Below are 12,216 nucleotides of genomic sequence, written 5' to 3'. Positions count from 1 at the left end.
AGCAACGGCGCTGGTCTTCCCTTCGTCATCCCGGACTTGATCCGGGATCCACAGCCACGAACGGTGCCGCCTGGGTCTCTGGATCCTGACTTTCGTCAGGATGACGGAGGTTGGTAGCAGGCTACTCTTCGCCAGACAGTGCTATGCGATACGGCGGCGATGCCGGTAGAACATCACTGCCGACAGCGCGACCAGACCCGCGACCGAACCGAGCGCGCGAAGGCGGAGCATGTCTTCGGGATCTGCCGCGGCATGCCCGCCGAAACTACCGGCGGCAAAACCGATGGCAAGAAAGAGTCCGGCGACGCGCGCGTGGCTTCGGTGCCTCAGCCATCCGACGACAGCCCATCCCAGCAGTCCGTAGATCAGGACGTTCGCACATACTGTAGCGACGGTGAACATGCCGGCTGTTTCCTCAGATCGGGATGTGAACGCTAACCGGCCAGCATCTTGAGCGCAATCACGTCCCCGCGCTGTAGGACAGCACAAAAAAAAGGCCGCGGCACCCCCCGGTGCCGCGGCCTTTTCTCGCCGATGATTGGGGTCAGGCGACCTGCGCGGTTGCCACTTCGTCGGGTTCGCGCAGGACGTAGCCGCGGCCCCAGACGGTCTCGATGTAATTCTCGCCGTCGCAGGCGAGGCTGAGCTTCTTGCGCAGCTTGCAGATGAAGACGTCGATGATCTTCAGCTCGGGCTCGTCCATCCCGCCGTAGAGGTGGTTGAGGAACATTTCCTTGGTGAGCGTGGTGCCCTTGCGCAGCGAGAGCAGCTCGAGCATCGCATATTCCTTGCCGGTCAGGTGGACGCGGCTGCCGTCGACTTCGACGGTCTTGGCATCCAGGTTGACCGCCAGCTTGCCGGTGCGGATGACCGACTGGCTGTGACCCTTGGAGCGGCGGACGACGGCATGGATGCGCGCGACCAGTTCCTCGCGGTGGAACGGCTTCGTCACATAATCGTCGGCGCCGAAGCCGAACGACCGGACCTTGCTGTCCATTTCGTTGACGCCCGACAGGATCAGCACCGGGGTCGAGACCCGGGCGACGCGCAACCGCTTGAGCACGTCGTACCCGTGCATGTCGGGCAGATTGAGGTCGAGCAGGATGATGTCGTAGTCGTACAGCTTGCCGAGATCGAGGCCTTCTTCGCCCAGGTCGGTGATGTAGACGTTGAAGCCTTCGGCCGAGAGCATCAGCTCGATCGCCTTGGCAGTGGTCGGCTCGTCCTCGATCAGCAGCACCCGCATTGGTCGTCCCCTGTTCGCGACACCGTCCGACACCCTTATGTCCGCGGCTCGACGTCAATCCATTAACCACTGAATGTCTGAAGGCAAAAGGTTAATTTGGATTTAAGCGCGCTGAGTCGTGTCCTGGCAAGGTCGAAATGTGTAAAAAATCGTTGCCATCTGGTGGCGGGGCCGATCGCAGATCAGCTGCCGTCGCGCAGGCGCTGGCTGAGGAATGCGATCAACGCTTCGACGCGGGCCGGGCGAAGCGGGCTCGGCGGGGTCAGCAGATGGAGGCCGATCGGCGGCGGCGCCCAGTCCTTGAGGAGCTCGACCAGCGCGCCCGACGCGAGTTCCTCGGCGATGATGAAGGTCGGCAGCAATGCGATGCCGAGCCCGGCGACGAGGGCAGGGACCAGCGCCTCGCCGCTGTTGGCGGATAACTGGCCCTGCGCGCGGACCGAGACATCGCCTTCGCCGGTGCGGTGGAAGCGCCACGGGCCGGTGACGTTGGTGTAGCCGAACAGCGCGTGCTCGCCGAGCTGCGCCGGATGGGTGGGCGTGCCGCGGCGCGCCAGATAGCTGGGCGCGGCGACGATCGGCGCGGTGATCGAGCAGAGCCGGCGGGCACGCAGCGAACTGTCGGGCAGGGTGGCGATGCGGAGCGCGATGTCGAAGCCCTCGGCGACGATGTCGACGCGGGCGTCGGACAGATGCAGCTCGATCTCGATGCCCGGATGCGCTTCGAGGAATTCGGCGAGCAGCGGCGCGACGTTGCTGACGCCGAAGCTCATCGGCGCGGCGAGCCGGACCCGGCCGGTCGGCGCGCTGGCGGCATCGTTGGCGGATTCTTCGGCGGCGCGGGCCTCGGCGAGGATCCGTGCGGCGTGTTCGGCGAGCGGCTTGCCGGCTTCGGTCAGCGCCAGGCGGCGCGAGGTGCGGTGGAACAGCGACTGGCCGAGATGCGCCTCTAGCCGGGTGATCGCCTTCGAGACGGTCGCCTTGCTGAGGCCGATCGTGTCGGCGGCGGCGCTGAACGATTTATGTTCGACGACGCTGGCGAAGATCGCCCAGGCTTCGAGATCTGGCAGGCGCATCCGTGGTTCTCCTCCCCTCCCTGGAAGGGAGGGGCTGGGGGTGGGTCGCTATCGGGGGAGCGCTGTGCCGGACTCAGGCCGACCCACCCCCTTCCCCTCCCTTCCAGGGAGGGGAGTAGAGGGCGGACGCTAGCGAACGAAACGATCGGTTTCCAGCGTTTCTATTTACGGCGTAATCGCAGCGCTTATCTTGGGGACAACAGATTGGAGACTTTCCATGATCGATACCAAGACCACCGTAGAGCGCCGCTCCTTCGACAGCCTGGGCCATGCCAACCACGGCTGGCTCAACGCGCGGCACCATTTCTCGTTCGCCAGCTATTACGACCCTGCCCGGATGGGCTGGGGCGCGATCCGGGTGTGGAACGACGACGAGATCGCTGCCAACAACGGCTTTCCGGCGCATCCGCACCAGGACATGGAGATCATCACCTATGTCCGCAGCGGCGCGATCACGCACCAGGATTCGCTCGGCAACAAGGGGCGTACCGAGGCTGGCGACGTCCAGGTGATGAGCGCCGGCAGCGGCGTGCGGCATGCGGAATACAACCTCGAGCCCGAGACGACGACGATCTTCCAGATCTGGATCGAGCCGACGCGGAAAGGTGGCAGCCCGAGCTGGGGTGCGAAGCCGTTTCCCAAGGGCGAGCGGTCGGGTGCGTTCGTGACGCTGGCTAGCGGGTTCGAGAACGACGGCGACGCGCTGCCGATCCGGGCGAATGCGCGGGTGCTGGCGGCGACGATCAAGGCCGGCGACAGCGTCACGCACAGCGTCGGCGCGGGGCGTCACGCCTATCTGGTGCCGGCGACCGGCGCGATCGAGATCGACGGCCAGCGCTTCGCGGCGCGCGACGGTGCGGCACTGACGGGCGGCCAGACCGTTACCATCACCGCGATCGAGGACGCCGAGATCGTCCTGGTCGACTCGGAATAAACTCCCCGCGGTTCAACCGTCACCCCAGCGAAGGCTGGAGTCTCCCGGTTCGGGCCGCGGCATTTGCCCACAAAGACCCCAGCCTTCGCTGGGGTGACGATAGATTTCCAGCGATCCACTTTCTTGAAGGAACTGCCCATGACCAAGGTTCTCGTTCTCTATTACTCGTCCTACGGCCATCTCGAGCAGATGGCGGATGCCGTCGCCGAGGGCGCGCGCGCCGGTGGTGCGGAGGTCGATATCCGCCGCGTCGCCGAGACCGCACCGGCTGACGTGGTCGCCGCCGCGCACTTCAAGACCGACACCGCGCACGACGTCATCGAAGGCCCCGACGCGCTCAAGGACTATGATGCGATCATCGTTGGCGCACCGACGCGCTTCGGACGGATGCCCGCGCAGATGGCGCAGTTCTGGGATACCACCGGCGGCCTGTGGTTCACCGGCGCGCTGGTCGGCAAGGTCGGCGGCGCGTTCACCGCGACTGCCAGCCAGCATGGCGGGCAGGAGACGACGTTGTTCTCGATCATCACCAACCTGCTGCATCACGGCATGACGATCGTCGGGCTCGATTACGGGTTCAAGGGTCAGATGGGCGTCGACGAGGTCCGCGGTGGAACGCCGTACGGCGCGACCACGATCGCCAGCGGCGACGGCTCGCGCCAGCCGCACGCCGAGGAACTGGAGGGCGCCCGCTATCAGGGCAAGCGGATCGCCGAGACTGCGGCGAAGCTCAAGCGGTAAGTCGCGTCCCGTCACCCTGAAACGAGTTCAGGGTGACGGGAATTGCTGCCGCCGCTAACTTTAGCGGCGCCGCTTTACGTCGATCACCGGCAACCGCAGGATCAGCTTCGGCGGCGGCGGAACAACGCGCACCACCACCGGGTCGATCACCGGATCCGCCGGATACAGTTTCCGCGCCCGCGCGAACACGAAGCGCGCCTTGGCTGCCCCCGGCGCGGCGGCGGTGACGCCGACCCAGCGCCAGTGCCACGGCTCCCATTTGACGTTCTGCTTGTTGCCGCCGGGAAAGCTCTGCTCGAACCCGAACCGCGGCGCGTTCAGCCGCAGCCATTTCGCTGCTGGCGTAGCTGCCATGCAGGCCTCGGCGTCGGGGCAGCCGTTGCGCGGGCGCACCGCGAAGTCGAGCGCATAGCCAGTGGCATGCTCGCTATACCCCGGCGGCGCGACCGAGATCGCACGGTCGGCGGCGGTGTCGCTGCCACGGCAGAACACCGTGCGCTGGCGAGCGATCGAGCGCTGGCACGACAGCGCCTTAAGCTCGCCCATCACCGCGGGATCGCCGCGCGCTGCCTCGAACAGCCGCAACAGGTCGGGCAGGGCGTCGGCGCGGACGACGCATGGGTTGCCGACCGAATACTCCGACGGCAACGTCACCAGCTCGGTCTCAGGCGCGTCGCCGTAGGGCAGATGCCCGAACGCGCGGCCGTCGGCAGCGATCGCGGCGCTCTGCCCCTCGCAGAGCTGGGCCTGCGCGACGACGGGTGCAAACGCCAGGATAAGTGCCGGGACAAGTGGAAGTGTGCAGCGCAGCATGCTCTGCCTCTGGCATGCGGGCGCCGATACTGGCAAGGGCGGCGGATGCATGGTGAACGCGTACTCTTCCTCGACGGCGAGGCCCTAATCATCGACAAGCCCACTGGGCTGCCGGTCGATCCGCCCCGCGATGGCTCGCTCAGCCTCGAGAATCATCTCGAGAGCCTGAAGTTCGGGTTCCAGCGCTGGCCGAAACCGGTCCACCGGCTCGACCGCGATACCAGCGGCTGCCTGCTGCTGTCGCGCAACCCCAAGGCGCACGCGCGGCTGCAACAGGCGTTCGAGCAGGGGCTGGTGACGAAGCGCTATGTCGCGTTGCTCGAGGGTGTGCCGGCCGAGGAATCGGGGCGGATCGAGATGGTGCTGGGCAAGGTCAGCACCGCCGAAACCGGCTGGCGGATGGTTGAGGACGTCGACGGCAGCCTGAAGGGCAAGGCGTCGCGCACCGCATGGCGCGTGCTGGACGTTCGCGGTGGCCGCGCGCTGGTCGAGTTCCTGCCCGAGACCGGACGGACGCATCAGATCCGCGTCCATGCGGCCACCGGGCTCGGCGCGCCGGTGGTCGGCGACGGCGTCTATGGCACCGCGGACAGACTGGGGATGATGCTCCACGCGCAGAAACTGGCTGTGCCGCGCGCCGGCAAGCCCGACGTGATCGGCGAAGCGCCGATGCCGGAGCGTTTTGCGGCGGCGGGGTTCGGCGAGGATCCGGCTGAAGCGACGACGTCTAAGGCTGGGCCTGATGCTGCGGTCGATCCAGCGGGCGATGCCGGGAGCCATAGCCACGACGGTTCCGCGATCTGACCGTTCTCCCGCGAACGCGGGAGCCCAGGATCAAGCAGCGCTACGGTCGGAACCCCGGGCTCCCGCGTTCGCGGGAGAACGGCAGTCTCCCGACGAGGAATGGGCAACCGACCGCGCGCCTATTCCCAAACCTTCCCGCGCCCCTGCTTGACCGCAGAGCGCTTGACCTTCGAATCCACCCGACGCGTCTGGCTACCCTTGGTCGGCTTGGTCGGCCGGCGCTTCTTAGGCACGATGGTCGCATCGCGGATCAGCGCGACAAGCCGCTCGCGAACCTCCTGCCGGTTGAGTAGCTGCGACCGCGACCCTTCGCTGCGCAACACCAGCACGCCGTCGCGAGTCAGCCGCGAGCCCGCCAGCACGGCCAGCCGGTCCTTGACCATCTCGGGCAGGTTCGGCGATCCGGCGACATCGAAGCGCAGGATGACCGCGCTGTCGGTGGTATTGACGTGCTGCCCGCCAGGCCCGCCGGCACGCGTCGTGGTCTCGCCGATCTCGCTGTCGTCGATCGCGGTCGAGCGGGTGATCGGAATCCAGACCATCGGAAAACCTTAGCAGGGCGGGGCGCCGGGAAAAACTGGCGGCGCGATATTGCAAGCCAGAAACCAAGCCGCTAGGGGCGTTTTCGGACGCGCGGGGCCGTAGCTCAGATGGGAGAGCGCTGCAATCGCACTGCAGAGGTCAGGGGTTCGATTCCCCTCGGCTCCACCACGCGTCCAAGAAATCCTTATATGGCTGCTATGTAGCGGTATTCGGGGCTTTCCTCTTGCTTGCTGTTCCATCCGCTGTGTTACACATTGGAAATGGACGAGTTGGGCAAAGATCAGAATTTGGAACGTCGCGGCGCGGTGTATCGGTGCCGTCTGCGCTGTCCGCAGCACCTCATTCGCGAGAACGTGCCTGTCGAAAAATCGGTCTCGCTCCACACCAAAGAACGGTCCGTTGCCCTTGAACGATTGCCTGCGGCGCGGCTGGCACTGATGGAGTTTTTTCAGCGGGGCGGAGAACGGCCGGGCGCGCCTTCCGGCATTGCGTCGAGCGTGCCAAGAGCGCACCGACCAGACCACCCCGATTTACCATTCCTGACCGCGATCGAGGCCAAGAGTATCGCGACGGACTATTTCCGAACGGCGTTTGCCGAACTGGACCTTGCTAGCGCCGACTTGATCGGTATGTCGCCAGATCGCCTTGAGCAGTGGTTGATCGAACTGGAAGATCGGATCGCCGGCCTCGGACATGGATCGGAGGGAACGGAAGACCCGGCAATAAGTGTCGAGATTTTCTTACTCCGTCGGGAGGGAAGGCGCTCGCCTTACGCCAGCGAGCCTAGTCGCCTCCTTCGCGGCTATGTTCGGCGCGCCTTAGGGCAGCTGTGGCGGATCGAGCTGGACCGGGCTCGCGGGGACTTCCGCGACCGCATCACAGACGCTCTTTTCCGGGCTGCTCGGGATGGCCCGGTAGCTTTGCCGCCCACTGTTGCAATGCCCGCACCCGTTGCACTGTTACGTACCGTTCGCGCGACGTTCGAGCAGAGCGAAATTGACGGGGACGATGCGATCACCCCGAAGACGCGCTTGAAAAAGAAAGCAGCGTTGGCGCTCATCGAGCGCCACTTTGGGCCAAACTGCGATTTAGCTTCTTTGACCGGCAGCCATTGCAGGGCGTTCCGGGATTTGGTTGCACGGCTTCCGCCGAACCTAACCAAGCGATACCAGGATGACGTACTGCTTGGAGCACTAGCTGACGAGAACGAGGCCGCCGGCAGGCCCTGCATGAGTTACGCCACACAGGGTGTATATTTGCGTCTTTTGGCAAACCTGCTGGCCTTCGGGAAAAGCGAAGGCTTGATGCTTACCAACCCCTTCCCTCCCGAACTCAGTCCGCGGGGAAAGAAGGGTGCCCGCGAGAAGGCACGAAACAGTTACTCCGACGACCAACTACGAGCCATTTTTACGTCCCCGTTATATACCAGCGACTTGGATGACGGGCGACAGCACACCCAACGGCTGCCCGGTAACGTTGCTCGACGGAGCCGGTTTTGGCTTCCGCTAATCGCGCTGTTCAGCGGGCTGCGAATGAACGAGATTTTGCAGCTTACAAGATGGCATATTCAGACAGCGACGGATGGCTTACCAGCCTTCATGATAGGCGGAGACATGAGTGTAAAAACGAAAGCGAGCTATCGGGTTGTGCCCGTGCATCGCGAACTGATCCGATGCGGCCTCATCTCCTATGTCGCCAAGCTGGCCGACGACAACGCTCTCTTGTTTGACGATGTGCCGGCCGGTTCAGATGGATATGCAAGTTCAACGTTTTCCAAGCGGTATGCACATTTTTGGAAATCCCTAGGGGCGACAGAGCCCGACCGAAAAGTAGGCTTCCATTCCTTCCGGCATAACTTCCGCGATGCGTTGCGCGTGCCCGGCGCGGACGAAGCGCTCGTGAAAGAGCTTGGTGGATGGTCGCGAGGAAGTAGCGTCAGCAATAGCTATGGAGACGGCGCTCGAGCCGCCGTCTTACGCTCATTACTGGATGCCGTGAGCTATAATGTGGATTTCTCTGCGCTGCACGTATCTTAGGGCACATGGCCAACCTCTTCGATGATGCCATGTACGGTCTCGTTCAGCCGTCGTGAACGAGCGCTTGCTAGGCTGCGGCGAGCAGCCTACGGCCTGCGTGCAACCGGGTGCAAGGAACCGGATGCCACGAGCGTATAAAGGTGATCCAAGGCGGGTTTCCCTACCCAAAGCACATTTTGCTCCACATATTCGCTGCCTATGATACCTTGTTCCGGTCCCCTGCGGACGATGGAGATACATAACCCGTGCACCGCTTCGATACGATATTGCGCGACCCTCGCGGGGCAGCCGACCCTTGGGACCGCGCGCTCGACGAAAGCTCATCTTTCGTGGCCTTTCCGTCATTGGGGTCGCTGGTAGCTGGCTGGGTACTGATTGTTCCCCGTCGTCCTATGCTGAACCTTTCGGGCCTGACATCGGCCGAATGGGACGAGCTGGATCAGTTTCAAGCCAACGTCGCGGAGCGCCTCCTCGCGTTCGGTACAAACCTGTTTTTATTCGAACATGGCAACCGTATACCGGGTGGTGCTCTCGGTTGCGGCGTCGATCAAGCGCATCTTCATCTCGTTCCTTTGCCGTTTGACCTGCTCCAAGCGGCGCTCGATCTGGCGGACGACGACATTGATTGGACGGCGCACAGCGGAGCTTCCAGTTTCCGGACCGCAGTCGCTACTGACGCCGAATACGTTAGCATCATGAACCCGGCATCGGGTGCGGCAATCGTAGGAAACGTTCGGCAGCCAAAGTCACAATGGGTTCGCCGTATCATCGCTCAGCGCCTTGGCTGCGACGAGACATGGAATTATAGGCAGCATCCCAACGTTCCGAACCTCCTTGGGACCGTGGCCGGCTATAAATCTGCGTGAGCGATGAACTTCCACAGCCTGCCGTGGAGCTGACCGACGGGCGGCAACCGGGACACTTTGCGACACGCTATCCTCGGTCTGCATGGTTCCAGATTGCGGTTGAGTTCGTATTTCTTTTAGTCGTTTTAATTGCCGTGTCGGTCAGCTTATTGATCATTGGGAAGGCCGTCGGCGCAAAGCCCGTTAATCCACAGGCTCTCGCGTTCGGCCTTCAATATCCCCGCGACCGCACTTTCCTGATCTGGCTTTCAATCGCGTTGAGCGGTTCGGCGGGCGGCACAGCCTTTGCTCTCAAATGGCTCTATCATTCGGTTGCCAAGTGGACGTGGAACCGTGATCGCATCTTATGGCGCTTCATCGTCCCTGCGCTATCCGGGGTGTTCGCCGTATTTGTAGCGTTTATGGTGTCGGCCGAAATCGTTCCGTTTTTAAACGCAAAGGCATTTGACAGCTTTTATCGCGCACTAGGCGCGGGATTTTTACTCGGGTATTTTTCCGACAACGTTCTTGCCGCTCTTCAAAATCTTGCTGTTAAATGGTTCGGAACCGTCGATGCACGCGTTCGTAGTGCTTCGGATAAGCAAGACTGAGCACTGCTGGATGACTGACGCGCCCTTGTTTATTAACCATGGAGAGGGCCTTCTCGAACTTGCTCGACCTTCACGACATCAGGCCGATGTGCGATCAAAATTGGTTCCGCGCGTCGGCCGAAAGGGTGCGGGACTGAGTGTCCTTCCTGCTCTGTGGACGCCTCCATTTTTCTTCATCGATGTATCGGTATTCGAAAAATGGCGCGCCGCTGCTGACGACGTGCGCGATGAGGTATTGATCGATAGTGCTGAAATCGCTGCGGAGCTCGCACGGCGTTGGGACCCCACCTGGCATAAAGGGCTCGTAGTACGGTCCAGCGCCACGGACGAAACATTGCGAGAGCGTGGCGCTAATACGACATTAGAATTAGCTGCTGATTACGACGCCGCCATGATTGTTCGCGCCATGGCTCAGATTTATTCAGGTTTCTCCGCAGGCGGCGGCACCGGATCGATGGCACTGGTTGTGCAAGCCCGCGTGCCGAACCTTGTTATGGGCCACATATCGAACGAGCAGCGCGTCTCGCGAACAGTAAATCACTGGATGTGGGAGCAAGAGCCGGCCGATACCGGCAATGGTAGGTTCAACTCGCAACGAGAGAAAAATATAGATGTTGAAACCGCGCTTGGAACCGTCGCATCCCGCCAATCTGGGCTAGTTTCCAGCCTTCGGCGGGTTGGCAGGTGGGCGACGCTACTCCGCGCTGGCAGGACGCATCTAGAATGGGGTGCAACGTCGAACCGCCTTTGGCTTTACCAGCTCGACTTTGAGGAGGACCAGCCTGATGAAGGCGTCGATCCTACAGCGTTTCTCAGGGCTGGCGATATTTTCCCACCCGGCCCCCTCCCCGTTGGATCAATCGTAAAGGTTGCGCCGACCGATGGTAGTAGCGGATGGAGCAAGATCGATAAAACGGCGAGTTTTATCAATTGTGTTTCTGGCGTGTATCCTAGTCTTGTATACGTGACCGGGGACCTGCTTACGGCGCAGCCCGAAATTCAGGTGAGGCTCGTCGATGATCTCCGCATCTTCGCGCGTGATCGCATTGTATGCCGCACCGACTGCCGAGATAAGACAATACCGTCGTTAAACCTACCAAGAACCCAAACCGTATCATCGAACGATGCGGTTGATTTCATGTATAGGGTTCTTTCCGAATTCGAGCAACGAGGTGTCGCTCCAAACGACGTATGCTTCGTTCTTCATAAGTTCATTCCTTCGGTAACCGCTGCATGGGCAGTCGCTCGCCCCGGGGGGAGCATCGTTAGAGTAGATAGCCTTTGGGGACTGCCAGATGGCCTCCAATATCTACCGCATGACAGTTATGAATACGACCTAACCTCCAATCGCCAATCTACAGAGAGAACGCACTATAAACACGCATTCCTCCAAGAGACCAAAACTGGAACGTGGGCTGTAGTTCGTATACTAAGAAAATCAACTCGCGGGAGAAGCTTACCGCAAGCCGACCTTGCCGAGGTTGCGCGTATCACCCAGCAAATTGCAAATGATAAGAACGATGACGTACAAATTATGTGGTTTTGTGCCGTGCCGCCTGAAACTGGATTGACCCGAAACATTCCTTGGTTTTCGATGAAGCCACACGCGCAGGTAGCGCGGCAACCTTCTGTATCACCAACATTGCGTCGTTTCATTATAGCGTCGCTTGAAGATTTAAACGACGCGGAGCACATAGAACCTGGTCGCGCTATCTTAATGTTGGAGCCTGACGATCCGGAGTTGTTCAGGAGCCAGATATTTTTAGACAGAATTATTGAGGTTGCCGAACGGCGCAATTTACCCGTGGCACTCACAGGTTCCATTCTTTCCCATGCGTTTTACGTATTAGAAAAAGCAGGTCTGACTGTTGTCGCTCTGGCTGAACCAACCAGAACGAGAACCCGCCAACGGCGCGTCTTCCGCAAACTTGTCCGTGACGATATACCAGCCAAGATCGAGCGTGGTGGTGAGATAGTTACTCTTGCTGAGATTGCCAAAGAAGAGGCCCGCGCGGCGCTCGTCTGCAAACTGTTTGAAGAAGCATTCGAACTTTTGCAGGCCGATACACCGCAGGACGTGACTGCTGAATTGGCTGATCTATTAGAGGTCGTAAGGGCATTAGCTGCTACAACCGGCGTGGAATGGTCTGACGTAAACACCGTATCGGATGCGAAGAGAGAGGCTCGCGGCGGATTTGCGCGAAACCTTGTTTTGCTTGAAACATCAGCGCCGGCATGGGCGGAGGATCAATCGAGCGGAAGTACCCGAACCATACCGCTATCGCGGCTTGGCCAAATCAATCGCTCTGGATCCGGTCTCAGCATTAGCTATCCTTTACTTTTGTCGTCAAAGTCCTCCGTGCCGATCACTCTGAGCAACGGACAGGAGATTACTGTAACGCTCGATGGTAACGGCCTTCAAGTTCGACCTAACGAGCTTGCAAGACCGTCGTCGGGCCAGCTCTACTTTACATTCTAGACGCTGGTAGGCTGAGCGCGGTTGCAGCAAACCCCAGTTACTATCCTACAGAACCTTGCTCCAGTGAGACGCCGCATTCCCGGCTCAA

The 12,216-nt window shown here is 61.3% G+C and carries 12 protein-coding genes and 1 tRNA gene; 8 read left to right on the top strand and 5 right to left on the bottom strand.

Annotated features, from left to right (window positions below):
* Positions 1 to 141 precede the first annotated feature (141 nt).
* The 3 genes from SJY20_RS11885 to SJY20_RS11875 all read right to left on the bottom strand — a co-directional run bounded on the left by SJY20_RS11885 (position 142) and on the right by SJY20_RS11875 (position 2,322).
* On the bottom strand, positions 142 to 402 hold the full coding sequence (locus SJY20_RS11885; RefSeq protein WP_380787131.1) for a hypothetical protein: 261 nt from the start codon (positions 400 to 402) through the stop codon (positions 142 to 144).
* Between the two features lie 142 nt (positions 403 to 544).
* Positions 545 to 1,246: a response regulator transcription factor CtrA gene (ctrA, locus tag SJY20_RS11880; protein ID WP_380787130.1), complete on the bottom strand. Its 702-nt coding sequence runs from the start codon at positions 1,244 to 1,246 to the stop codon at positions 545 to 547.
* 182 nt (positions 1,247 to 1,428) lie between these two features.
* Positions 1,429 to 2,322, bottom strand: a complete 894-nt coding sequence (locus SJY20_RS11875; RefSeq protein WP_380787129.1) for a LysR substrate-binding domain-containing protein — start codon at positions 2,320 to 2,322, stop codon at positions 1,429 to 1,431.
* 217 nt (positions 2,323 to 2,539) lie between these two features.
* Here SJY20_RS11875 and SJY20_RS11870 point away from each other — a divergent pair, with 217 nt between their 5' ends.
* Together SJY20_RS11870 and wrbA are read left to right on the top strand one after the other, a co-directional pair.
* Positions 2,540 to 3,256 carry a pirin family protein gene (locus SJY20_RS11870; RefSeq protein WP_380787128.1) on the top strand — a complete coding sequence of 239 codons (717 nt, stop codon included), beginning with the start codon at positions 2,540 to 2,542 and terminating at the stop codon, positions 3,254 to 3,256.
* A gap of 138 nt (positions 3,257 to 3,394) precedes the next feature.
* Complete coding sequence (wrbA, locus tag SJY20_RS11865; RefSeq protein ID WP_380787127.1) at positions 3,395 to 3,997, top strand: NAD(P)H:quinone oxidoreductase; 603 nt, start codon at positions 3,395 to 3,397, stop codon at positions 3,995 to 3,997.
* Positions 3,998 to 4,057: 60 nt separating this feature from the next.
* Here wrbA and SJY20_RS11860 read toward each other — a convergent pair whose 3' ends face one another.
* Positions 4,058 to 4,810: a M15 family metallopeptidase gene (locus SJY20_RS11860; protein ID WP_380787126.1), complete on the bottom strand. Its 753-nt coding sequence runs from the start codon at positions 4,808 to 4,810 to the stop codon at positions 4,058 to 4,060.
* A gap of 45 nt (positions 4,811 to 4,855) precedes the next feature.
* Here SJY20_RS11860 and SJY20_RS11855 point away from each other — a divergent pair, with 45 nt between their 5' ends.
* Positions 4,856 to 5,614 carry an RluA family pseudouridine synthase gene (locus SJY20_RS11855; protein WP_380787125.1) on the top strand — a complete coding sequence of 253 codons (759 nt, stop codon included), beginning with the start codon at positions 4,856 to 4,858 and terminating at the stop codon, positions 5,612 to 5,614.
* A gap of 119 nt (positions 5,615 to 5,733) precedes the next feature.
* Here the strand turns inward: SJY20_RS11855 and arfB are convergent, their stop codons facing one another.
* Positions 5,734 to 6,156, bottom strand: coding sequence for an alternative ribosome rescue aminoacyl-tRNA hydrolase ArfB (arfB, locus tag SJY20_RS11850; protein WP_380787124.1), 423 nt, complete (start codon positions 6,154 to 6,156; stop codon positions 5,734 to 5,736).
* Positions 6,157 to 6,249: 93 nt separating this feature from the next.
* Here arfB and SJY20_RS11845 point away from each other — a divergent pair.
* The 5 genes from SJY20_RS11845 to SJY20_RS11825 all read left to right on the top strand — a co-directional run bounded on the left by SJY20_RS11845 (position 6,250) and on the right by SJY20_RS11825 (position 12,128).
* Positions 6,250 to 6,325 (top strand) — tRNA-Ala (locus tag SJY20_RS11845).
* 92 nt (positions 6,326 to 6,417) lie between these two features.
* Entirely contained in the window at positions 6,418 to 8,193 is a 1,776-nt protein-coding gene (locus tag SJY20_RS11840; protein WP_380787123.1) for a site-specific integrase, read from the top strand.
* A 245-nt stretch (positions 8,194 to 8,438) separates the two neighbouring features.
* Complete coding sequence (locus SJY20_RS11835) at positions 8,439 to 9,059, top strand: hypothetical protein (RefSeq protein WP_380787122.1); 621 nt, start codon at positions 8,439 to 8,441, stop codon at positions 9,057 to 9,059.
* Positions 9,056 to 9,649, top strand: coding sequence for a hypothetical protein (locus SJY20_RS11830; RefSeq protein WP_380787121.1), 594 nt, complete (start codon positions 9,056 to 9,058; stop codon positions 9,647 to 9,649). The genes SJY20_RS11835 and SJY20_RS11830 overlap by 4 nt, the downstream gene beginning before the upstream one ends.
* A 10-nt stretch (positions 9,650 to 9,659) precedes the next feature.
* The gene (locus SJY20_RS11825) at positions 9,660 to 12,128 is read left to right on the top strand and encodes a hypothetical protein (protein ID WP_380787120.1); all 2,469 of its coding nucleotides are present in this window, start codon (positions 9,660 to 9,662) and stop codon (positions 12,126 to 12,128) included.
* The last annotated feature ends 88 nt before the right edge of the window (positions 12,129 to 12,216 follow it).

The sequence above is a fragment of the Sphingomonas sp. R86521 genome, from assembly GCF_042466235.1.
In the GTDB taxonomy this organism is placed as follows: Bacteria; Pseudomonadota; Alphaproteobacteria; order Sphingomonadales; family Sphingomonadaceae; genus Sphingomonas.
This window is presented reverse-complemented; position numbering and strand designations above follow the sequence as displayed.